Origin of the sequence: Thermosipho melanesiensis BI429, from assembly GCF_000016905.1 — a bacterium.
In the GTDB taxonomy this organism is placed as follows: Bacteria; Thermotogota; Thermotogae; order Thermotogales; family Fervidobacteriaceae; genus Thermosipho; species Thermosipho melanesiensis.
On record NC_009616.1, the window covers coordinates 1,508,655 to 1,531,587 of the forward strand.

The 22,933-nt window shown below is 29.8% G+C and carries 20 protein-coding genes; 14 read left to right on the forward strand and 6 right to left on the reverse strand.

The window, feature by feature from the left end; translation table 11 throughout:
- Positions 1-39: 39 nt before the first annotated feature.
- The 4 genes from TMEL_RS07840 to rpe are packed head-to-tail and all read right to left on the reverse strand — an operon-like array spanning position 40 to position 5,582.
- Positions 40-2,049 carry an efflux RND transporter permease subunit gene (locus TMEL_RS07840; RefSeq protein WP_012057726.1) on the reverse strand — a complete coding sequence of 670 codons (2,010 nt, stop codon included), beginning with the start codon at positions 2,047-2,049 and terminating at the stop codon, positions 40-42.
- A complete protein-coding gene (locus TMEL_RS07845) occupies positions 2,046-2,480 on the reverse strand; it encodes a hypothetical protein (RefSeq protein WP_012057727.1) in 435 nt (144 codons plus the stop codon). The genes TMEL_RS07840 and TMEL_RS07845 overlap by 4 nt, the downstream gene beginning before the upstream one ends.
- Positions 2,470-4,941: a helix-hairpin-helix domain-containing protein gene (locus TMEL_RS07850; protein ID WP_012057728.1), complete on the reverse strand. Its 2,472-nt coding sequence runs from the start codon at positions 4,939-4,941 to the stop codon at positions 2,470-2,472. The genes TMEL_RS07845 and TMEL_RS07850 overlap by 11 nt, the downstream gene beginning before the upstream one ends.
- Positions 4,938-5,582, reverse strand: a complete 645-nt coding sequence (rpe, locus tag TMEL_RS07855) for a ribulose-phosphate 3-epimerase (RefSeq protein ID WP_012057729.1) — start codon at positions 5,580-5,582, stop codon at positions 4,938-4,940. The genes TMEL_RS07850 and rpe overlap by 4 nt, the downstream gene beginning before the upstream one ends.
- Before the next feature lie 57 nt (positions 5,583-5,639).
- On the opposite strand from rpe, the gene TMEL_RS07860 reads away from it, so the two are divergent.
- From TMEL_RS07860 to TMEL_RS07905, 10 genes are read left to right on the forward strand one after another with little or no spacing between them, the layout of a single operon-like run.
- On the forward strand, positions 5,640-6,437 hold the full coding sequence (locus TMEL_RS07860) for a purine-nucleoside phosphorylase (RefSeq protein WP_012057730.1): 798 nt from the start codon (positions 5,640-5,642) through the stop codon (positions 6,435-6,437).
- A 3-nt stretch (positions 6,438-6,440) separates the two neighbouring features.
- Positions 6,441-7,421, forward strand: coding sequence for a DHH family phosphoesterase (locus TMEL_RS07865; protein WP_012057731.1), 981 nt, complete (start codon positions 6,441-6,443; stop codon positions 7,419-7,421).
- Positions 7,422-7,444: 23 nt separating this feature from the next.
- The gene (locus tag TMEL_RS07870) at positions 7,445-11,464 is read left to right on the forward strand and encodes a GGDEF domain-containing protein (RefSeq protein ID WP_012057732.1); all 4,020 of its coding nucleotides are present in this window, start codon (positions 7,445-7,447) and stop codon (positions 11,462-11,464) included.
- Complete coding sequence (gene murB / locus TMEL_RS07875) at positions 11,451-12,329, forward strand: UDP-N-acetylmuramate dehydrogenase (protein ID WP_012057733.1); 879 nt, start codon at positions 11,451-11,453, stop codon at positions 12,327-12,329. Before TMEL_RS07870 ends, murB begins: the two co-directional genes overlap by 14 nt.
- A 12-nt stretch (positions 12,330-12,341) precedes the next feature.
- A complete protein-coding gene (locus TMEL_RS07880; protein ID WP_012057734.1) occupies positions 12,342-13,682 on the forward strand; it encodes an aminopeptidase in 1,341 nt (446 codons plus the stop codon).
- A 4-nt stretch (positions 13,683-13,686) separates the two neighbouring features.
- Entirely contained in the window at positions 13,687-14,112 is a 426-nt protein-coding gene (locus tag TMEL_RS07885; RefSeq protein WP_012057735.1) for a MarR family winged helix-turn-helix transcriptional regulator, read from the forward strand.
- A gap of 2 nt (positions 14,113-14,114) precedes the next feature.
- Complete coding sequence (locus tag TMEL_RS07890; RefSeq protein ID WP_012057736.1) at positions 14,115-15,488, forward strand: PEGA domain-containing protein; 1,374 nt, start codon at positions 14,115-14,117, stop codon at positions 15,486-15,488.
- Positions 15,489-16,787, forward strand: a complete 1,299-nt coding sequence (locus TMEL_RS07895) for an S-layer homology domain-containing protein (RefSeq protein ID WP_012057737.1) — start codon at positions 15,489-15,491, stop codon at positions 16,785-16,787.
- A gap of 11 nt (positions 16,788-16,798) precedes the next feature.
- Complete coding sequence (locus tag TMEL_RS07900) at positions 16,799-18,169, forward strand: DUF342 domain-containing protein (RefSeq protein ID WP_012057738.1); 1,371 nt, start codon at positions 16,799-16,801, stop codon at positions 18,167-18,169.
- Positions 18,166-18,954, forward strand: coding sequence for a type I phosphomannose isomerase catalytic subunit (locus TMEL_RS07905; protein ID WP_012057739.1), 789 nt, complete (start codon positions 18,166-18,168; stop codon positions 18,952-18,954). The genes TMEL_RS07900 and TMEL_RS07905 overlap by 4 nt, the downstream gene beginning before the upstream one ends.
- Here TMEL_RS07905 and TMEL_RS07910 read toward each other — a convergent pair.
- Positions 18,920-19,804, reverse strand: coding sequence for a damage-control phosphatase ARMT1 family protein (locus TMEL_RS07910; RefSeq protein WP_012057740.1), 885 nt, complete (start codon positions 19,802-19,804; stop codon positions 18,920-18,922). The two genes, TMEL_RS07905 and TMEL_RS07910, sit on opposite strands and share 35 nt — an antisense overlap.
- A 1-nt stretch (position 19,805) precedes the next feature.
- Positions 19,806-20,060, reverse strand: coding sequence for an acyl carrier protein (locus tag TMEL_RS07915; protein ID WP_012057741.1), 255 nt, complete (start codon positions 20,058-20,060; stop codon positions 19,806-19,808).
- 144 nt (positions 20,061-20,204) lie between these two features.
- Here TMEL_RS07915 and ruvB point away from each other — a divergent pair, with 144 nt between their 5' ends.
- From ruvB to TMEL_RS07935, 4 genes are read left to right on the forward strand one after another with little or no spacing between them, the layout of a single operon-like run.
- Positions 20,205-21,200: a Holliday junction branch migration DNA helicase RuvB gene (gene ruvB / locus TMEL_RS07920; RefSeq protein WP_372236604.1), complete on the forward strand. Its 996-nt coding sequence runs from the start codon at positions 20,205-20,207 to the stop codon at positions 21,198-21,200.
- The gene (locus tag TMEL_RS07925) at positions 21,190-21,876 is read left to right on the forward strand and encodes a YggS family pyridoxal phosphate-dependent enzyme (RefSeq protein ID WP_012057743.1); all 687 of its coding nucleotides are present in this window, start codon (positions 21,190-21,192) and stop codon (positions 21,874-21,876) included. The genes ruvB and TMEL_RS07925 overlap by 11 nt, the downstream gene beginning before the upstream one ends.
- 4 nt (positions 21,877-21,880) lie before the next feature.
- Entirely contained in the window at positions 21,881-22,171 is a 291-nt protein-coding gene (locus TMEL_RS07930) for a YggT family protein (RefSeq protein ID WP_012057744.1), read from the forward strand.
- Positions 22,168-22,923 carry an NAD(+) kinase gene (locus TMEL_RS07935; protein WP_012057745.1) on the forward strand — a complete coding sequence of 252 codons (756 nt, stop codon included), beginning with the start codon at positions 22,168-22,170 and terminating at the stop codon, positions 22,921-22,923. Before TMEL_RS07930 ends, TMEL_RS07935 begins: the two co-directional genes overlap by 4 nt.
- Positions 22,924-22,933: the final 10 nt, after the last annotated feature.

A 22,933-nucleotide genomic window follows, 5' to 3' on the forward strand; every position in this document is an offset into this window, starting at 1 on the left:
ATTGATTTGGCTTTGGCATTTTTGCCAAAGCCTTTTTTATTACTTTTTAAATGTTATTTTTAGCAAAAATGGCTGGATAACTAATGTGAAAAATAAACCTATTGATATCCCAAAAATTATCAAAAGAGAAATTGATTTAAATAGTTTTAGTGGTGAGAAAAGTAAAACTAAGAACCCTAGTATTAATCCCAGACCATTTGTAAGTATAGGTGGACCAACGTTTATAACTGTTTGATTTGATGATTTTGTTATTCTTTCATCATTTGCAATGTGTATTGAGTAATCAATTACGAGTCCCATTAAAATGCTTGATGTAATAGAAGTTGAAATATCTAGATTTATTTTTAAGAGAGACATAAAAATAAAATTAAAAATAGTAGTAAAACTTATTGGAATTATTATACTTATTGATGTTTTGAGTGAGCGGAATATTATTAAAACCATGAAAAATATTATAATACTTGCAGATATAATGGATTTTATTTGGGTAGAGAGTATGCTTTTATTTATATCATTCCAGATAAGTGCAGAACCTGCTACGTAAAAGTTCTTATAGGGTATATATTTTTTAATTAGTGTTAATACAAAATCCATATTGCTATATCCTTCTTTTGTTAGGTAGATTATGAGTCTTATTTTTTCTTTTCCGGAAATATAATATTTTAAGATAGGTTCTGTCTTTGAAAAGTTATAAAGAATAGGGATGGGTATTTCAAATGGAAAATTTACATTTGAAACAAATTTAGATTCTTTCAATTTTTTTGAGAAATTTTCCAATTTTTTGTTATCTGTTGCTAAAAATGCGGTGTCTTTTTCTATAACAAGTGAGATGGGTTCTCTGAAATTAAAAATGTTTTCCATTATTTCGGTAGCTTTTCCAAGTTCCGAATTTTTTGAAAAATATGATAGCATATCTGATTTGATTGAAATGTTTTTAATGATAAATGGTGAAAAAATTAGGATTATTATGAATATTGTTAATGAAATTTTTGCAAAGTTGTCTCCAAGATATTTTATTCCAAATCTTTCAGGGGGATTTTTTTCTAATTTTAAGATTAACGGTGAAAGTTCAAAAATTATAACTACATTTATAGCAAGTCCAATTGAAACTAAAACACCAAGTTCCCTAAATGCTTCTATTTTTACAAAAAGGAAAGATAAAAATCCTGCGGCAGTAGTTAGCATAGATAATAGAATGGGAATTAATATATGTTTTTTTGTTTTAGAAAAATCTTTGTTTTTATAGAAAGAGTTATAATAATGAAGACCATATCCAGAGCCTATTATTAATAAAAACGAAAATATCATTACTGTAAGTGTGTTTAAGGGTCTACCAGTAATAAATAATAGTGAAATGGTTATTATTGATGAAATTACAGGTGCAAGTAGTATAAAAAATGAAGTTCTTAAAGATTTGGTTTGGTAATAGAAAAATAAAAGTATTAGTATAAACATGAATGACGGATATATGTACATTTGCTTAATTAACTCTTTAAAAAGGTAACTGTCTATTACTGGTTCACCGAATAAATAATACTTACTGAAGTATTTTTTTACTATATTTTCTATTTGACTAATATACGCTCTAGAATTTGTTTCTGGTTTGAAGGTGAGATTAACAATGCAATATTTTCCATCTTTGCTTAGAAAGTTTTTTGCAGAGTTATCTCTAAGTATATCTTTTTGTAGAATGTTGTCTTTTATATAGGTTTCTCTTGAAAAACCAATTTTTGGTATGTTTACAGGACTTATAATTGTGCTAATGTAGTCTTTTTTTAGTTCTTTTACTAAATTTATCAATTTTTCTGTTAAGGGTTTGTTGAAAAAGGTATTTTCTGAGTATAGGATTAAGAAAATAGTATTGCCATCATTAAAGTCTTTACCTAGTTTAATAAAATTTTTAATATTTGAATTTTCTATATTTTCAATCTTTTGGTTATATTTGAAACCTGGAAGAAAAACTTCTGGGCCTGTATATATTTTTCCTTTGAAAAAAATTAAAAGAATCGAAACAAAAAGTATAATGGAAAATAGTATTATCTTTTTCATAATTCCACCTCAAATTTATCTACCTCAATGGCAGCATTCAATAAAATTTCTTTGAATTTTTTCCATTCATTTATTGTGTTTCTTTTTGTTAGATGTTGTATACATTTTTCGCTTTCACGTGGTTCTAATAATAGACAACCACTTGGTCGTTTTTCTAATGAAAGTTTACATCCTTTTTCAGTTAAAAATACACATTCACCAGAAATTGCATGATCGAATATGTAAAATTTTCTACCTTTTATAGAAGGTCTTACAAAGTACTCTTCATTTTTGTCCCAATCAATAGACCATTTTCCGGATTTAAAGGCTTTAATTAAATTTTTAAATATTTCTTCTTTTGTATTGCCAAAATCTTTTGGAAGGGCAATTCCAGGGTAATTTTTACAGCACTTTCCTTGACATTTTTTACAAAGTTCAATATTAACATACATCACTTTCACCCTCTATTAGTATTTTGTAATCATCAAAAACGGGTCTTGCACTTTTTATTTTTAACTTTTTATCGACTATTTCAACAAATTCATTTTCATTACCTTTTTCTATGAAAAGTTTTGATGGGAGTTGGTCAATTACATATATTGCTTTTTTTATTCCGGGAAATATTTTTATCTCTTTATCATTAATGATTGTGTAAACACCGTCTGGTACATTTAGTTTTATTGTTGTAACTCCATCACTTACATAACCGCCAACTGCTTTTACGTTAATGGCTAATTTTTGCTCACGGGATAGTGCTACTGAAAGTGGTGATAAAAGGTTTTTAAATTCATCAAAGGGCTTTGAAATACAAAAACCTAATGTGTTATATTCCATATCACATCTTTCCCATAGTTTTTCTATTTTTATTTCATTTGAAAAATTTTTTCCAAATAAGCTACTGGAAAGTTCAAGAATTTTTTCGTTTACTCCACTCCTAATTTCTTTTAATTTCATTAACAATTTTCTTCTACTTTCTGATAAATAATCAAAACTTCCTATTTTTATCAAAGATTCTACTATAGAAAAGTTTATATTTGGGTTTTTTTCAAAAAAACCTTTTAAAGAATTATATGGGGCATTTGCTATTATTTCCTTTTCAATTTTTTCGTTTATTCCTTTTACAAGTGTTAGCGGTATGTGAAATTCTTTTTTGTTTTCCGGATTTCCATTAATATTTGGTGGTAATATTTTAAAACCTCTTGATTGCATTTCGAAAATTATTTTTTCAATTTTTGTTGTATCGTACTTTAAAAGGGTTGAGTAAAAATCCTTAGGAAAGTGTTTTTTGAAATATGCTAATGAGTAAGAAATATATGAATATGCAATTGCGTGTGATTTGTTAAAAGCATATTCTGAAAATTCTAATATTATCTTTATTAATTCATTTGTTTCATTTTCCGATAGTATGTTTAAAATGTTTTTTTTCAACTTTTTTATTAGAGGTTCTACCAATTTTTTTTCTTTTTTAGCTATACCTTTTCTTAATACATCTGCCTCTTCATTTGAAAAGTTTGCGTATTTTTTAGCTATTAACATTATTTGCTCTTGAAAGACTATTATTCCAAAAGTGTCATTTAGAAGTTCAAAGCTTTTTTTTCTCTGTTTCCATTTTGCAATGGCTAATTCCCTATCTAATTTTGCTTTGAGAGGGCCAGGTCTATTTAATGAAATTACAATGGAGAGTTCATCTATTGAACTTGGTTTTATTGCTCTGATTATTCTTTTTGATATATTACTTTCAAGTTGGAATATACCATTTGTATATCCTTTTGATATGAAGTTAAAAGTGATTTTGTCAAGTTTTGGTTTTCCAATTTTTTTTTCAAGTTTATTCATTATGGTTAATGTTTTAAGACCTAAGATGTCAAATTTTATATATCCAATTTTGTTTAAGGAATCCATGTCCCATTCTATTACATCTTCTTTAATGGGCACTTTGATAGGAGTTTTCGAAATAATTATTCCAGCTGCATGAACGCTTTTGTGAGTGGGGAGTCCTAAAAGGTCACTTAGTTCAGATGTGGAAATTTTGTATTCATTTGCGATTTTTTTAATTGTTTTTGGACCAATGTTTGAAAAAGTACTTATGTAGTAGACATATTTAAATTCTTTTTTTAGTAATTCTATTAACTCTTTTCTTTTTTCATCTTCAACATCTAGATCTATGTCTGGTGGTTCTTTTCGACCTTTGTTTAAGAATCTTTCGAATAGCAAATTGTGTTTTATTGGGTCAATTTTAGTTATTCCTAACATATATGAAAGTAGTGACCCTACCGCACTTCCACGTCCCGGACCAATTGCTATATCATGTTCTTTGGCAATTTTTGTTATTTTATATACTGTATGAAAGTAATCTAAGAAGTTTTTTTCCTTTATTATTTCTAATTCACGTATTAGCCTTTCTTTATATACGTTGTTTTTTATTTTATTTACATCTATAAAATTTTTTGGAGCGGTTGGAAGGGTTTGAAAGGATTTTAGCTTGTAACCATAGGCCTCTAAATTACAGTAAATGTTTTTTAACACACCTTTCTCTACGCATTTTACACCCAAGACATTACAGAATAGCTCGTAGATTCTTCGTTTTCCTGGAAAGTAATATGCAAGGTATACATCGTCTTTATCTATGTAATTAAGTTTTAGTGAGGAAAAATTATTCGTGTTATAAGCATTGAAAAGTTCGTATAACTCTTCCGTGTTTTTTGCATAGTATATTTTGTCGTTATAAAGGTACGATATTATAGGAGTAATTTTATATTTTTGACATTCTTCAATAAATTTTACTGTTGCGTGAAAATTTGTATCACATAACAACAAAGAATTTACACCTTGTTTATGTGCGAACTTTACCACTTCTTCTAATTTTAATATAGAACCTTTAAAAGAGTACGGGGATACAATAGCTGTGATCATTTTTTTCTAAGTTGTTTTGAGAAATTCTCAAGCTCTGGGTTTTTAAATATACCATACCCCATTATTAGAATATTTGCTCCAGCTGAAATTATTACATCTGCGTTTGAATCGTTTACTCCGCCATCTACTGCAATTGAATAGTTCATTCCATGTTTTTGTTTCCAATTATTTAGAGTTTTGATTTTTTCTATGGATTTTGCAATAAATTTTTGCCCAGAAAACCCTGGATTTACACTCATAACCAATACCCCATCTATATATGGGATTACCTCTTCAATAAAAACAAGTGGGGTTCCTGGGTTTAAGGTTACAAATGCTTCTATATTGTTTTCTTTTATTTTAGTAATGGCTCTGTGGATGTGATGTGTACTTTCAATATGTACGGTTATTCTTTGTATGTCATAGTCTAGTAATTTTTCAATGTGAAATTCTGGATTTGTAACCATAAGGTGGACGTCTATTGGCAAATTTGTCACTTCTTTTACTGCACTAATTAAAGGAAAACCAAAGGTTAAATTTGGAACAAAATGGCCATCCATTACATCAATGTGTATTTCATCAATAAGGTTTTCTACTCTTTTTAATTCTTCTTTTAAGTTTAAAAGATTTGCCGCTAGGATAGATCCACTTAATTTTACCATTTTAATTCCTCCTAAAATTTTTATGCTATAATAATTATATCAGAGGAGGTGTAAATAGTGAAGGGAAAATTATTAGAGACTGTTGAATATATTTCCAAAAGAATTTCAATGTGGCCTGAGATTGGTTTAATTTTAGGTTCTGGTCTTGGTTTTATGGCTGATAAAATAGAAAATTCAATAGAAATTTTTTATAGAGATATTCCAAATTTTCCTCGTTCAACTGTACCAGGACATGAGGGAAACCTTGTTTTTGGAAAATTAGCTGAGAAAAATGTTGTAGCATTAAAAGGTAGATTTCATTTGTACGAAGGATGGTCTGCTGAAGTAATAAAGTTTGTAATTTATGTTTTAAAGAAATTAGGTGTGAGAAAGTTAATTATCACAAATGCTGCAGGTGGTATAAATAAATCATTAAAGCCTGGTGATATTGTTTTGGTAAAGGATATTATAAACTTTCAATTTAGAAATCCACTAAGAGGAATTAACGATGGAGAATTTGGGCCTAGATTTCCAGACATGTCTAGTATTTTAGATAAAGATTGGGCAAAAAGGTTGCAAGAGTATTTTGATTTGCCTGAAGGTGTGTATATGGCAGTATTAGGACCAAGCTATGAAACTCCTGCAGAGATAAAGGCGTTTAGAAAATTAGGGGCTGATCTTGTCGGAATGTCTACTGTACCAGAGATAATTGCTGCAAGGCATTGTAGGATAGACTGTTTGGTTTTATCTTGTGTTACGAATATGGCAGCCGGAGTTTTAAATGTTCCACTCTCACATAAAGAAGTTGTAGAAGTTGCAAATAGAGTCAAAGGTAAATTTTCAGAGATAGTCTTGAAAGCTTTGGAGGTGTTTTAATTGGTGGCAAATGAATTTTTGAATATTGTTGGTACTTTAAATGAAGCACAAAAAATTTTGGTAGTCGGTCATATTATGCCTGATGGTGATGATATAAGTTCGGTTTTATCTTTATTTTTGGGGTTAAAGAGTTTAGGAAAACAGGTTGTTGCTGCAATTGATTGGAAAATTCCAAGTTATTTTTTTGAAATAGAAGAGGTAAAGTATATAAAGAATTATGAAGAAATAGATGTGTATGATTTTAATCCCGATATTATAGTTATTTTAGATGCATCAAGCCCAGATAGGGTTGGAAGATTTTCAGATGTGTTGAACGATTTTAAGGTTATTGTGATTGATCATCATGCTACTAATACTTATTTTGGGGATATAAACTGGGTAGATTCAACATATGCCGCAACTGCTCAAATGGTACTGAGAGTTAATAAAGAGTTGCAAGTGGAATATGATGAGAGGCTTTCTTTGATAAATTTAATGGGTATAGAAACTGATACAGGTTTTTTTAGGTATTCAAATGCAAATGAACGTGTTTTTAGAGATGTGGCAAGTTTGATTTCACTTGGTGCAAAGCCTGATTTTATTGCAAGAATGATACTTGAAAATAGAAGATTGGAGCAATTTAAATTGCTATCAAGGATGATTGATAATCTGAAGTTAGAATGTGACGGAAAGTTAGCGTACTCTTATCTTTCAAAAAAAGATTACGAAGAATTTAACTGTACAGATGAAGATAGTGGCGGATTTGTAGGTGAAATTCGTTCGATAAAAGGAGTAGAAGTTGCTATATTTTTCTATGAATATGTAAAAGGAGAGGTTCATATAAGTTTTAGATCTAAAGAATGGTTTGATGTAAGTAAAGTTGCGTTTACATTAGGGGGAGGGGGTCATCCAAGGGCTGCAGGTGTAACTTTAAATGGAAATTTAGAAGAGATTGTTAGAGATGTTGTTAAACTGACAAAGGCAAATTTTGATTTAAAAAGTTAGCTTTCGTTTCCAAGGGGGTAGTTATGAATATAGTAAAATTTTTTAGAAACACTTACAATGGACCTGAATACATTGTAGATGTTGATGGCAATTTAAAAAGAATGAAAATATTGGACAAAAAATCGATTGGAAGTTTTTTGGAATTATCCAATTACTTTAATTTGGTGAATTATATAAGCACTTTTTTAAAGCCTGAAAGGTATGAAATTGAAACTGAAAAAGCAGTGCTATATTTTTCGTATAGTGGTGAAGAATCTGTAAAATTGGAAGATCTTTCGTTGGATTTAAAAAAAGAACTTTCTGTTTTATTGTTAAATTTGGTCCAAGAAATTTATCATATTCCAAATTTGTATTTTCCAGTTTTTTCTGTTGATGATATTTTAATAAAAGGTAATTCATTTGTTATTCAACCACCTATTTGGACAAAAAAGAAAGAGATACCTGATAGTAAAGAAAATTTATTTATTGCCCCAGAGTTTATAAAGAAAAAGGAAATAAATGAAAAATCTTCAATTTATGTTATTGGGAAGGTAATTGAAAAATTAGGAATATATGAATTAAAAAGAATAGTTGAAGAAATGGTGGTTGAAGATTTTACAAAAAGAAGTGTTCATTTTGCAATGCCCAGTGTTTTTAAAAGTTTTTTAGAACTAAACTTTGTCGTTCCAACTATTCAACGACCTGAACTTAATGAATTAATGAATGTTTTAAATTTAAGAGAATCAGTTTTTATTGGTGTGGTTGGAGAACAAAGAATGGGTAAAACTACTTTGTTAAATCTACTCCAAGAAAGGCTTGTATCGGAGGGAAAACTTGTAATTAGGGCTACAGGTATAGCTCAATTTGTTTTGCAACTATTACAAATTGCCGCGGGAAAGGCAGATGAGGATATTTTAAGCCAGATAGAAAATATTATTAATAATGGTGGAAAAGTGGATACCTTAGTTCCACTAGTTGGAAGTGTTATTGATGATTTGGAGCAATTATTTGTATTAGTGGATGATTACCAAGAGAAATTTGACAATTTTAAAGTGTTTCTAAAAGAGCTATTTTCACTGAATTTTAAAGTTAAACATAAAGTTGTTGCATTTTCCACTGAAAAATTTAGTGATTTTGATAAAGTTATTTATTTAAAACCGTTTAGTAAAGGTCAAATTGAGGAATTGTTGACAAAAACATTTTTTAATCTGGAAAGAAAAGAAGTTTTTAGTGATTTTCTATACAAAGTTAGTAATGGATATCCTGGTATTTTAGTTGAGGTTTTAAGGACATTAGTAGAAAAAGGCTTATTGAGAAAAAATGTTGAGAAAGATTCTTGGGAATGTGAATTAGAGAAATTAGGAGATTTTGATTTTGAGAATATTTTTGATGTTTTTGATGGGTTGAATAAGGAATATTTTGAAAAGTTGAAGTATTTATCAGTACTTGGGCAAAAATTTACGGATGATGAGATAGAACTTTTGGAAGGTGTAATTGGCTGGAGTTTTTCAGATATAATTAAGGTGGCAGAGAATAAAGGTATATTGTATAGAGAATATTCAAATTTGAGGTTTACGTTGAGACAATATTGGGAAAGATTATACGATACTGTAGAAAATAAAAAGCAATTGCATAAAAAACTTATATGCCAGTATTTAAAACTTGATTTTTTTGGAGTTTATCAGAAAGTTGCATGGCATTTTAGAATGATTGGGGATGAGAGGAAAGCTTTGATATATTATTTGAAATCTATTAAGAGAGGTTTGGAAAAATATTACTCTCCCAACATTTTGCGGGAAATGATTGCTGAAGCTGAAAAATTGCTTCCAAAAAATAAATATTTATATTCACTGATAAGATATAAAGTTGAGATTTATTATAGAGTGTTTAGGGAGATAGATTTTGAGATTCCGGATAAAAAGATATTTGAGTATTGGAAAATTGCAGCAAAATATGTTAATCAAAAAAACAAAGAAGTAGTTGAATTTTTTGAAAAGGATAAAGATAGGTTAAAAGGTTTTGGAAAATTTGGTACATATAGAAGGGTTTTACTCTATTATTATGCCTTATTTAATTTGAGGATGTATGAAAAAATCGATATTTTAACTTTGGAAAAAATTTCTAAGATCCCTGAAGTTGAATCTAAATTTGTTTTAGAGTTAAAAGTTAGAGCGCTGATTTTACTTGGAAGTATAATTTCTAATAGAGATAGGGTTCTAGCAGAACATTATTATGAAGAGGCCAAAACTATTGCGAAAGAAAAGGGGTTATTTCATTTTCTGCCTACTATTTATAATAATTTATCTATTAATATTGGTAATTTAGTTATTGCAAATCAATTATATGATAAAGCGATTTATTATTCTGAAATAATTGGTTTAACTAATTTATCAATCACTTCAAAAATAAATAAAATTCAAAGTATGCTTTATATGGGTGATATAAATAAATTTTTTGTGGAGCTTTTAAAGCTTCGTAGAATTTTGGAATTGAAAGATTTAAAATTTGAACTAGCAGAGACTTATAAATTAGAAGCGTTGTATCATGTTTATAATAGGGAATTTGAAGATGGTTTGAAAGATATAATGGTTGCAAGAAATATTTTGGAAAAATTACAGTTGGGAAGTTCATATTTGCGGTTATTGTTTTTACTTTACGTATTTACGGAAAAAATAAACTATGTAAGGAATATGTACAATGAAAATAAAGATGCTAGAGATTTGAAAGATTGGGGATTTAGCTATTTTGTTAAGTTAGTTTTTGCGGAGAATGATGAAGATTTTAGAAAAATATGGGAAGAATATAGAGATTCTGAGGTTTTTTTATGGCGAGAAGAGATCTTTGCAATTTTTGGTGAAAAGATTGCAAAGGTTGATCCAGAGGGCTTTTTTGAACAACTTAGATTTTTTGAAAAAAATTACGCAACTCAGGGTTTGAAATTATCACTTGCAATGTTATATGAAGGTTTTGCAAAGTACTATAAAACATTAGGAAAAGATTACAGATACGGTTTGTATATTTCAAAGGCTTATTCTCTGTATAGAGAGATGGGATTTGAAAATTATGTGGAAATTTTGGAAAAGAAAGAGATTTTTAAAATGAATCCATACTTTAAGAAATCTTTGGATTTGACAAAGGTGTATGATAATAAGAACTTGTCGAAAGAGTTGCGGGACTATTTTTCAAAGACAAGTTTTGCAATGGGAATATTAGAAGAATTGAAAGCGATAGAAGAAATAGAAGAACCTCAAAATATTGTTAACTACTTTGCAAGTAAAATTTTACAGATCTTACCCGTAAATGGAATAGAGATATTTGTTAAAGATGTACAAATTGGTCAAGATTTCAAATTTTCAAGTGTGGAAAACGTTGAAAGAAGAGATTTAATAGAAAAAAACCCTTTAAGGGTTAAAATTTCAGATAAAATTGACAAATATTTAGATTATTATATATATATTTCAAATGAAAAACTAAATATAGATGATGAGGAATTGTCAAATATATTGGAAATATTAAAAATTGTAGAATTTGGATTTATTACTGCTATAAAATCTTCTTTATTAAGATTGAGGAGTTTTTTGGATCCACTTACAAAGTTGTATACCAGATATTATTTTGCGGAAAAGATAGATGAATATTTTGAAAAAGCGAAAAAATTTAAGGAAAGACTTTCTATTATTATGTGCGACTTGGATCATTTTAAAAAGATAAATGACAAATATGGTCACCTACTTGGAGATGAAGTTTTAAGAGAGATTGCAAAAATTTTGAAAGAAAATGTAAGAAGAAACAACGATATAGTCGGAAGATATGGTGGAGAGGAGTTTATAATACTACTTCCAAATTCTTCTTTAAATTATGCAAAAGAAATTGCAGAAAGATTGAGAAAGAAGATAGAAGCTATTGATAAATTTCCTTTTAAAGTTACAATGAGTTTTGGTATAGCAAGTTATCCAGAAGTTTTGGTTAAAACTTCTGATGAATTGGTTGGTTATGCAGATGATGCTTTGTATAAAGCAAAAGAACTTGGAAGGAATAGGGTGATTGTTTTTGAAGTTAATTGATACTTTATTGAAATTGGGAAATGATGTTCATATAAATGAAAAAATGAAATGTCATGTGAGTTTTAAAATAGGAGGACCTGTGAGGTTATTTATAATACCGTATACAGTTGATATGTTTTTGGAGACTTTAAATGTTTTGGATAACGTAAAAATCTTAGGAAATGGAACAAATGTGTTACCTAAAGATGAATATATGGACTTTAATGTTATTTCAACTGAAAAACTTACAGGGATTTTTGTGGAGAATGACACGATAATTTGCGAAAGTGGACTCAGTTTAAAAAAGTTATGTTTATATGCGGCAAAAGAAGGTTTTTCAGGTTTTGAAAATGCTTATGGAATCCCCGGGAGTGTTGGTGGAGCCGCCTATATGAATGCCGGAGCCTTTGGATGGGAAACGGCGGAAATGATTGAGTTTGTTGACGTTTATGATGGAAAAAAAGTATTGAGATTAGATAGGACAGAGATGAAATTTTCATATAGAAACAGTATTTTTAAAGAAAACGAAGATTTGATTATTTTAAGAGTTGGATTTCGGATAATAAAAGGAGATAGTTATAATATTTTTTCAAGAATGAAACAGGTAATGATAAAAAGGGTGGAAAAGCAACCTTTGGAGTTTCCAAGTGCTGGAAGTGTTTTTAAAAGGCCAAGAAAAGGTTTTTACGTGGGAAGTGCCATTGAAAAAATAGGTTTAAAAGGTTTTAGAATAGGTGGAGCAATGATTTCAGAAAAACATGCAGGATTTATAATAAATTATAACAACGCAAAATCCTCTGATGTGAAAGATATGATTGAACTTGTAAAGGATAAAATTTATAAAAATTTTGGTGTAAAATTGGAAACTGAGATAGAAATTTGGTAAAGGAGGAGTATTATGGACAATCTTTGGACGATTAGGAATACTAATGATGTGGAAAAGTTTGTAAAAAACTACAGAAATTTTATCGATACAGCGGTAACTGAAAGACTTGCAATATCTTTTTTTGAAGAAATGTTGAAAAAAAGTGGGTTTATCTCTCTTAATGAGTACACTGGAGTTGAAGAAAAAGTCTATTATATTAATGCTAGTAAATCTTTAATTGCGGTAAGAATAGTCAGTGATCCAAAAGAGGGATTTAATATTATAGCCTCACATGTTGACTCTCCAAGATTTGATCTTAAACCTAATCCACTTTTTGAAGATGAAGCTATTGCAATGTTGAAAACTCATTATTATGGAGGAGTTAAGCTATATCAATGGTATAACATACCACTTGCATTGGTTGGAGTAGTATTTAAAGCTGATGGAACAAGAATAGATATAAACATAGGATTTGATGAAGATGATCCGATATTTTTATTTGCGGATTTATTACCACACCTTGATAGAAAAGACGAAAAATTAAGCGAAAAGTTTCAAGGGGAAAAAATGAATTTAGTTGTTGGTTCAATTCCTCTTGAAGGTGAAGAAAAAGATGCGGTAAAGCGAAATGTATTAAGAATTTTAAAGGAGAAATATAATATCGAGGAGGAGGATTTTATTAGTGCTGATATAGAAATTGTACCAGCTTTTAAATCTAGGGAAGTGGGTTTTGATAGAAGTATGATAGCTGCGTATGGTCAAGACGATAGGATTTGTGCATTTCAATCTGTAAAGGCTTTGATTGATGCTGAAAATTTGGAGAAATCAGCTGCAGTAATTTTATTCGATAGAGAGGAAATAGGTAGCGAGGGAAATGCAGGTGCAAAGGCAAGATTTTACAAAAAGTTTTTTAGAAAAGTTTTAAAAATCAAAGGTGAAAAAGATGTAGAATTTGCTTTAGATGAGTTAATAGAAAATTCATTTGTGGTTTCGGCTGATGTTGCAGCACTTGTAAATCCTAATTTCAAGGATGTCCACGATAAATTAAATGCTCCTAAAATAGGAAAAGGGGTAGTTGTAGTAAAATATACTGGTATGCGTGGAAAAGCAGGTGCAAGTGAAGCGCATGCTGAAACATTATTACATGTTAGAAAGGTTTTAAATAACGCAAATATAAAGTGGCAAGTTGGTACTTTAGGAAAAATAGGTGTTGGTGGTGGTGGAACCGTAGCAAAATTTTTAGCCCAGGAAGGATTTAATGTAATTGATATGGGTCCAGGTTTGTTGAGTATGCATTCACCTTATGAAATAGTGTCAAAAGTGGATTTGTTTGAAACGTATCTTGCATACAAAGAATTAATTTCAAAGAGGTGAAATTGTGTCAAAAAAGGTTGAAAATTTATTAAGAGATATTTGTTTTAGGATAAAAGTAAAAGGTAGGGAAGTTTTAAAGGAATTTCCAATAACCCCTGCACAGTTTGATCTAATGCAAAAACTTTATTTTGCTGGAGAACAAACCATGACTGAATTAAGCCGAATGTTAGGTATTGCAAAAAGTACTACAACTGGATTAGTATCAAGATTGGAGAATGAAGGTTTTGTGGAAAGAAAAAGAAGAAAAAATGATAAAAGGATTATTATAGTGGTTTTAACAAAAAAAGGTGAATATGTTATTGATAAGGTAATTTTCAAAAGAATAGAATTTGTTGAAGAGGTTTTAAAAGATTTTGATAATAATTCTAAAGAGGTATTAGTTTCACTACTGGAAAAACTTAACAATTCGGTAAAAAGACGTGGGGGATAAATATGAAAAAAATAATTTTGTTATTTTTAGTTATTTCGTATACTTTGTTTGCCGAATTGGTGATTATTACAGAACCTAGTGCTATGGTTTATTGGAATGGAAACTTAATAGATGTTGTGCCACTAAATGGGATATTAAAGATTTCCAATATAACTTATCCAGGAAAGTTAAAAATTGTAAAACCGGGTTATTCGGTTTATGAGACTGTAGTTTCGAGTGATGCGACTTTAAATATAAAATTGACATTACCTTCATACGTTGAGATAACAACCGAGCCTGAAGGAGTAAAGGTGTATATAAACGATAAGTTTTACGGGTTAACCCCTGCAGTATTTGAGGTGCCCTCTGGAAATTTGAGAATTTTTCTTGAAAAAGATGGATATATATTTAAGACAATGGATTTATTCGTAAGCCCTTCTAAAATAAATAAGGTGAAAGTTAAATTGAAAAAATACGTTGATTTAAAGATAAACGTGAAAGAAAAGGTTAGAGCAATATTTAATGGCAAGTTAGTGACTTTACCAATTGAACTAAAGGTTTTACCTGGAAAATATAATTTAGAATTGCTGGATTCGGATTATGTTAATTTAAATCAAGAAGTGGTAGTTCCAAGTGTTGAAAACTATGAGTATAACGTGGATGAAACAAAGTTTGCAAGACTTTATGTTTACGGTTATCCAGAAAACGCAGAGGTAAGTTTAGAAAACGTTTCAAAAATTAGTCCGGCAAGTTTTAGAGTCATTCCAGGAAAATATAGTTTAACTATAAGGAAAGATGGATATAGAGAATTGAAGAGTATGATTGTTTTAAAGTCTGGGAGTAATAACTATGTATATAATTTGAAAACAAAAGTTATTTCTAAAACAAACGAAGATTTGCTGTTTTTCTTGGATGGAATGAAGGTTTCTGAAAGTTTTGTCGCAAAAAGGTTATATTTTACAAAAATTGTTGGACAAGGTAGAGAGTGGTATGGTTTTACAGATGGTTCAATTGAAAAAATGCCGGAGAGTTATAGTATAATTTTAGGTAGAGAAGGTTCGTTGATTTACAAGGGAATAAAATATGATTCACCTGTTGTTATTAATGCAAAATTTAGTGAAATCATAACTTATATTTCTGAAACTTCTTCTAATAACTTTACAGTTGTGGGAAATCTGATAATTGATGATGAAAATCATTGTGTGGTTAATGTTTATTCAGAAGATAGTATGGAAGTTTTTATTAACGATAAATTTTTTGGAAAAACTCCTCTATATTTTTTGATTTTGCCAAGAGGGATTTATAGATTTAGATTTGTAAAGGATGGAATAATAGTTTCTGAAAAAAGTATAGAGATAAAACAAGGTATTTTAAACGAGGTATTTGGAGGGGATTAGATGAGAAAGCTATTTTTTATTTTATTACTTTCAAGTGTAATTGTTTTTTCAGCGGAGATAACTATTACTGATTTGTCACCTATTGTACCTGAATATTCTGCTGTGGAGTTTTTGGTTAAAAACCAAATAATGGAGCTTGATATTAATGGTAACTTCAAACCTTCTTTGCTTATGACAAGATTGGATATTGCAAGGATTTTATATACAGTTATCCAGAAGTACAATTTAAATAAACTTTCAGAAATTGAAAACTTACTTTTGGATATTAATAATGAATTGAAGACTTCAAAAAGTGCTATTACTGGTATAGATAAAAGAGTTTCCTTATTAGAAGATGAATTTTTAGACACTAGAGACAGATTTGATAAGTTGGAAAAATTTGTTGAAAAAGCTTCTGAGACAATTTTATCTGAAGATAGAATAAAAAAACTATATGAGAAAATAGATAGTATGGAGAACACTTACGCAAAAGTGGATGATTTAAATAATTTATCAGCTCAAATTTCTTTAATTTCAGAAGTGTTTAATTCACAAATAAAGAAATTTGACGAAAAAATATCTGATATTGAAAAGATAAGTGAGATTGAAAAAAAATTAAGTATTTTAAATAGTGAACTTGATGAGTTAAAGACAAACTTTTTGGAAGAACAAGCAAGAAATTTGGCTAAATTTTCAAAGTTGAATGAGCAGTTAGGAAATATTCCTACAGATGTGACAAATCTCAATTTAATGATTTCAAAGATATCAAGTAAAGTAAATGCGATTGAAACTCTATATACAAAACTTCAGAATTTAAAACCCGAGGATTTTGAAAAAATAGCGAAGATTTCGGAAATGGAATCGAAAGTAAATGAAATGTATTCCATATTGTCGGATTTGAAGGCATTTTCAGGGGATTTAGATACATTAAGACAGAGGTTGGAAGGAATTGATGTGTTAACAGTAAGAAATGTGGTAAATAAATTTGGAATTATGGAAAATAGATATCGGCAGCTTGAAGAAAGAATGCAAAATTTGGAAGAATCAGTTTCAAAATTTGGAGTGTATAACCAAAAAATAAAGGAAATCGAATTGCAATTATCTGAAATTGAGAATAAAAAGATAGCATTGGATAACATTGATAAGATATCCAGTGATGTCGAATATTTGAAAAAATCAAAAGAAGAAACAGAGAAAGTATTAAATGTAATGACAGATAAGATTGTTGAAAATGGAAATAAGGTTAATTCACTTTATATTGTTTCGATTATTTCAATGATAATTTCAATAGTATCTTTGGTCATTGTTTTTGCAAAATAAAGGGGGGTTTTATGTTAATAAATGTGAAAGTATCTGAAGATAAAATGAGTGCAAGTGTGATTTTGGAAAAAACATCTGATGAAGAGAGAATTACTCCAAAAGATATTTTGGAGGCTTTAAATGGCGAAGGGATAGTATTTGGAATAAATCGCGATGTAATAACAAGGATATGTAATGAGCCAGAATTTAATGTTCCAATAAAAGTTGTATTTGGAAAACCACCTGGTAATGGTATAGATGGTTCAATTGAATTTGTGGATTTCGAAAAAAGTAGTGAAAATAAAAAGGGAAAGATAGATTTTAGGGAATTTCCATCACATAGAAGGATTATTGTAAAGAAAGGTCAAAAAATAGCAACTATTATCCCTCCGACAAAAGGGGAAGATGGTATAGATGTTTTTGGCAATACCATTCCTGGACTGGATGGAAAAGAAGTAGAGATAAAACTTGGAAAGAATGTTGAAAGAATAGATAACGAAATATTTTCAAAGATTGATGGAATTTTAAAAGTGGATTCAGAAACAAACTTCATTGATGTAGAAGAAACTTTAGAGATAAAAGGCGATGTTGACTATTCAGTGGGAAATATAGATTTTCCAGGTGTTGTGGTGATAAAAGGTGATGTTAAACCGGGATTTGTAGTAAGAGCGAAAAGAGATATTGAGGTAAATGGTGTCATTGAAGCTGCTACTGTAATTTCTCTTGAGGGAAGTATAAAAGCAAATGGGATAAAAGGTAGGGAGAAAGGGATAGTAAAGTGCAAAAAAAACTTGAATGTAAAATTTGCTGAGAATGCAATTATTGAAGCTGAAACGGTAAAATTCGCTGATTTACTTAATAATTGTAAGGTTAAGGCTAGAAAATCGATATTTTCAGAAAATGGCAAAGGTGTAATTGTTGGTGGAACTTATTTGGCGGGATTTGAGATTATAGCAGAAGAAATTGGTACAGAACTTGCTATTCCTACACATTTAGAGGTTGGAATTTCACCCGAGCTTTTAGAAGAAAGAAATTTATTAAGAACTCAAATTATGCTTGACAAACAAAATGCTGAAAAGTTATTGAGAATCTTAAAGCAATACAAAAGTTTAAAAGAGAAAAATGTTGAAATATCAGAGGATAAGAAAAAACTTTTTCTTAAATCATCAAATACTTTAATGGTAATAAAAGAACAATTAGAGAAAAATACTGTTAGACTTCATGAAATAGAAGAAAAAATACAAAGTACAAAAGTAAATGCAAAAATAGTTGCCAAAAAAATTATATATCCAGGTGTAGAAGTTGCAATTCAGGGAGTAAAGTATTATATTAATAAGCCTATGTCTAAGGTTGTTCTTAAATTAGCTGATGAAAAAATCGTAGTAGGAGGTTATAGCGAATGATAAAAGTTCAACCACAATTTAGAAACCAAATTTGGGGAAATAGGATGTTAAATAATCTTTTTGGTATTAATGACGGAAAGATTGGTGAGGTGTGGTTGTTATCTGGCCACCCGCTTTTTACTACGTTAATTGATAATAGAAGTATAAATGATATTTCTAAAGAATTGTGTGGGAAAGATTTTGAACGTTTTCCACTTCTTATAAAGCTTATTTCCACTTCTGATTGGCTTTCAGTACAAGTTCATCCGGATGATGAATATGCGAGATCTGTTGAAAAGGAGCCATGGGGTAAGAATGAGGCATGGTATTTTTTAACTGATGGTGAAATTGCAATTTGTGAGGAACCTTCACGATTGGTGGAAGCTTTTGAAAAAGGAAATTGGAGTGATGTACTTAGAATAGAGAAGATAAAAAAAGGAACTTTTGTAAATATTCCCGCTGGTGTTATTCACGCCTTAGGATCAAATTCAACAGTAATAGAAGTTCAACAATCTTCAGATTTAACTTATAGAATATATGACTGGGGAAGGCCTAGAGAAACTCATATCAAAAAAGCTTTAGAAGTTTCCAAAGCTGTAAAATTCGAAGAATTGATAGTTGAAAAAATAAATACAAAGTATTTTATAATGGAATACGTAAAGACTTCAAAAATAAATGGTTTTAGTGTTGTTGTTCCAACGATATTAGAAAAAAACTTTGGAGCCTTTGTTATTCCCAAAGACTCCAGAGAGTATGTGGAAAACTCTGTTGTTATAAAACTTGGTGAATTCTTTTTGAATTCATAAATATTTTTGAGCCTTGAGCTACTTTGATATAATCTGATATTACTTTGCATTTTGCAACTAATGCAAAATAAATGTTGTTCTTTTTTATGTCGGATAGTCCTTCGAAATTTCCCTGACCTTTTGCCAAAATAATTTCATATTCAAAGAAGGCATCTCTAAATACTTGATTTGCTTTTTCAAGATTTGTACCGGGGGTGCTTAGTCCAGTATTAATTAGGTTTGCAAATTTGTCTAGCCCAATGAAAAGAGCATCTTCCACTGTTGCATCGTTTATTATCGGATAACCTTTTAAAGCAACAGAAATATTAAGATCATTGTAATGTTGTTTAATTGTCTCTATAAACAACATATCAAATACTGCTTCTCCAACGTTGTCTACAATGTAAAGAAGGTTGTTGGAATTCGATATGTCTTTTTTAAAATATTCAAAATCATCAATGGAAAATGGCTGTGCCCAAAGTTCGTTTATCTTTTCAAACATTTCTTCTGGAGAATTATTTAAAGCTCCAAAGTCTATTAAATTACCAGCAACTGCAAGCTTTGCGGCTTCATACAAAGGGTCAGAGCTATCCATGACTTTTAATTTGAAATCGTTATAAAGTGAAAGCGCTATTTTATTAGATTTTTCCTTTTCCAATTTATAAAGATCTTCTTTTTTCAAAAGAATTTCTAGCTTTTTGTATAGAATCTCTGCTATATCAATGGGCATAACACCGAAATCTACAGTAGCCAGCTCTTTTAAAACTTCATTTAATATTAGCCATTTTTCCTGTTCAGATGTGACAAATTTATCAATTATTCTTTGAGCTTGTTCAACATGACAAGTTAAACATTTACTTGTTGCCCTCATTTTATTCTTCTCTGCCTTTTAGTTTGGGTTCAAGTATATTTAATAAATCTTCAATAGTTGAAATTTGTTCGAGTTCTTCATCTTCAATTTTTATGCCATATTCGTCTTCTAAAATCATTACTAAGTCAACCACATCTAATGAATCTGCGCCTAAATCATCGATAATATGTGAGGATTCATCTATATCTTCAATAGGAACATCTAGTTTTTCAGCAAGGATTTTGCTTACCTGTCTTAAAAGTTCTTCTCTTTTCATTTTATCCCTCCTATTAGATTATTTACAATTAAGATTAAACACAATTTTTTAAAGTTGTCAAGTATATTATACTACAAAAAGTATTTGTTAATGAGAATTTTTATGGTATTATTTCAATAAGGAGGTGTAATTATTTCAGAAAGAATAATTGATCCAGAGAGATTACCAAATGATATTCAAACCATACGTCCACAATATTTGAATGAATATATAGGGCAGGGTAATATAAAAAAACGACTTGGGCTTGCCATAAAAGCTTCAAAAATTAGGAAAGAAGCTTTAGATCATGTATTACTTGTTGGACCACCTGGGCTTGGCAAAACAACATTGGCACATATTATTTCAAATGAACTTGGAACAAATATTCATGTAACTAGCGGTCCGATTCTTGAAAAACAGGGAGATGTAGCGGCAATATTGACTAATCTTGAGCATGGTGATGTGTTATTTATTGATGAGATACATAGGATGAATAGATCGGTTGAGGAAATACTGTATACAGCTATGGAGGACTTTCAAATTGATATATTAATTGGGAAAGGGCCTTCAGCACGTTCAATTAGAATTGATTTACAACCTTTTACGTTAGTTGGGGCTACTACAAGAAGCGGCTTGTTAAGTGCACCTCTAAGAAATAGATTTGGATTGATAATGGAATTAGATTTTTATTCAATTGATGAACTTAGTAAGATTATAGAAAGAGCGGCAATTGTTTTAAATGTTGAGATAGAGAAGGATGCGGCTATTTTACTTGCAAAGAGATCACGTGGAACACCACGTATAGCTTTGAGATTGTTAAGAAGAGTAAGAGATATGAGTACAATTCGTGGAAAGGTAAAGATAGATATTTACATGGTAGAAGAAATTATGTTTCTTTTGGGAATAGATAAAGAGGGGCTTGATGAACTTGATAGAAAAATATTAAGGACAATAATAGAAGTGTATAACGGTGGGCCTGTTGGAGTGAAATCTTTGGCTGCATCTGTTGGTATTTCTGAAGATAGTATTTCTGAAGTTTATGAACCTTATCTTCTTCAAAGCGGATTTATTGCAAGAACACATAGGGGAAGAATAGCTACGAAAAAGGCTTACAATCATTTGGGAATAAAAGTTCAAAGGGGGCTTTTTGATGAAGAGTAAACTAGAAATAAGGTATTATAATGTATTAGATTCAATTAAGGAGAAAGCATTGGAAGTTGGAAGAGATTATAATAACATAAAGCTTGTAGCAGTCAGCAAGACTTTTCCAGTTGAGGTGATAAAAGAGGCATATGAAATAGGAATAAGAATTTTTGGAGAAAATTATGCACAAGAATTGAGGGATAAATCAAAACTGTTGGAAAGTTACGATATTGAATGGCATTATATTGGAAGAATACAGTTAAATAAATTAAAGTATATTGTTCCTGTTTCAAGATTGATTCATTCTGTAACGAGGATAGAGGAACTTAAAGAGATTAATAAATTATGTAGGAAATATAATAAGGTTCAAGAGATCTTAATTCAGGTTAATATTTCAGGGGAAGAAACTAAAGCAGGTTTAAAACCAGATGAAGTCGGTGATTTTTTGAGGGAAACTGTAGATTTTGAAAGGGTAAAGATAGTAGGTTTTATGACTATGGCCCCTTTTACAGATAATAAAGAAATTATTAGAAACGTTTTTAAAAACGCAAGAGTATTACTGGAAAAATTTTCATCTGAATTTTCTAATTTAAAGGAACTTTCCATGGGGATGTCAAATGATTATTTAATAGCAATAGAAGAAGGTGCTACGATTTTGAGAATTGGTAGTAAAATTTTCGGGGAAAGAGGGTGATGTGGTGTTTATTTTCGGCAATTTTTTAATTGGATTAGGTATTGCAATACGTATACTTATAAATATTGAGATAATGTTTATAGTTATTTCCGCTATTTTAAGTTGGTTTCCTATTTCACAAAATATTTATTATTACTTTCAAGCACTTGCCGATATAGTAGAAAAACCAATTAGAAGATTTCTTCCAAGGATAGGGCCAATTGACATTTCTCCTTTAATAAGTATAGTTTTGTTGGTATTTTTAGATAGATTCTTAATACAGAGTATAATTGAATTGGGGTATTTAATGAAATGAAAGTTTTAGGAATTTTTCATAAACCAAGTTTAAAAAGTGTTGCAGAAAAATTTAGTGAAATTCTTTTTGATGAAAATTTCCATGTAGAATATGTTGGAAGTGAGATTCCGAGTATAGAAGTGGATTTAACTTTGGTATTAGGCGGAGATGGAACATTTTTGAAAGCGGCTCACAAGGTAAGGAATCCACTTGTTGGTTTTAAAGGTGGACGACTTGGATTTTTATCTAGTTATACGCTAGGTGACTTTGATAAATTTTTGGAGGATTTGAAAAACGAAAATTTTGAAAGGGATATAAGATATTTTTTAAAGGCAGGAGATTTCTATACCTTAAATGAAGTTCTCTTGATTAGAGATCCTGTACAAAAAATGGTTGATATACAGATATTCTTTCAAGATGGAGATTTTTATTTCCATGCTGATGGGTTAATTATAAGTACCCCAACAGGATCAACCGGTTATTCGCTATCGTTAGGTGGACCTATAATGCTTCCAAATGTTAATTCGTTTGTTATTACACCAGTTGCTCCACAATTTTTGGCATCTAGAAGTATCATTGTACCTGATGATGAAGAAATTATTGTGAGGATTGATCAGGAAATAAATTTAATATTAGATGGTATGGATTTTGGAAAGGTTAGAGAAGTTAATCTTAAAAAGTCTAGAAGGAGGATAGTTATTTTAAGACCAAAAGATTATAATTTTTCCAAATCTATAAAAGAAAAATTAGGATATGGAAAGAGATTTTTGTAAAGTAAGGTGA

Coding starts and splice junctions, on each gene's coding strand:
- TMEL_RS07925 (WP_012057743.1), top strand. CDS start 21,190: ATGAAGAGTAAACTAGAAATAAGGTATTATAATGTATTAGATTCAATT.
- TMEL_RS07850 (WP_012057728.1), bottom strand. CDS start 4,941: ATGATCACAGCTATTGTATCCCCGTACTCTTTTAAAGGTTCTATATTA.
- TMEL_RS07840 (WP_012057726.1), bottom strand. CDS start 2,049: ATGAAAAAGATAATACTATTTTCCATTATACTTTTTGTTTCGATTCTT.
- TMEL_RS07935 (WP_012057745.1), top strand. CDS start 22,168: ATGAAAGTTTTAGGAATTTTTCATAAACCAAGTTTAAAAAGTGTTGCA.
- rpe (WP_012057729.1), bottom strand. CDS start 5,582: ATGGTAAAATTAAGTGGATCTATCCTAGCGGCAAATCTTTTAAACTTA.
- TMEL_RS07915 (WP_012057741.1), bottom strand. CDS start 20,060: ATGAAAAGAGAAGAACTTTTAAGACAGGTAAGCAAAATCCTTGCTGAA.
- TMEL_RS07905 (WP_012057739.1), top strand. CDS start 18,166: ATGATAAAAGTTCAACCACAATTTAGAAACCAAATTTGGGGAAATAGG.
- TMEL_RS07900 (WP_012057738.1), top strand. CDS start 16,799: ATGTTAATAAATGTGAAAGTATCTGAAGATAAAATGAGTGCAAGTGTG.
- TMEL_RS07890 (WP_012057736.1), top strand. CDS start 14,115: ATGAAAAAAATAATTTTGTTATTTTTAGTTATTTCGTATACTTTGTTT.
- TMEL_RS07845 (WP_012057727.1), bottom strand. CDS start 2,480: ATGTATGTTAATATTGAACTTTGTAAAAAATGTCAAGGAAAGTGCTGT.
- TMEL_RS07895 (WP_012057737.1), top strand. CDS start 15,489: ATGAGAAAGCTATTTTTTATTTTATTACTTTCAAGTGTAATTGTTTTT.
- TMEL_RS07910 (WP_012057740.1), bottom strand. CDS start 19,804: ATGAGGGCAACAAGTAAATGTTTAACTTGTCATGTTGAACAAGCTCAA.
- TMEL_RS07880 (WP_012057734.1), top strand. CDS start 12,342: ATGGACAATCTTTGGACGATTAGGAATACTAATGATGTGGAAAAGTTT.
- TMEL_RS07870 (WP_012057732.1), top strand. CDS start 7,445: ATGAATATAGTAAAATTTTTTAGAAACACTTACAATGGACCTGAATAC.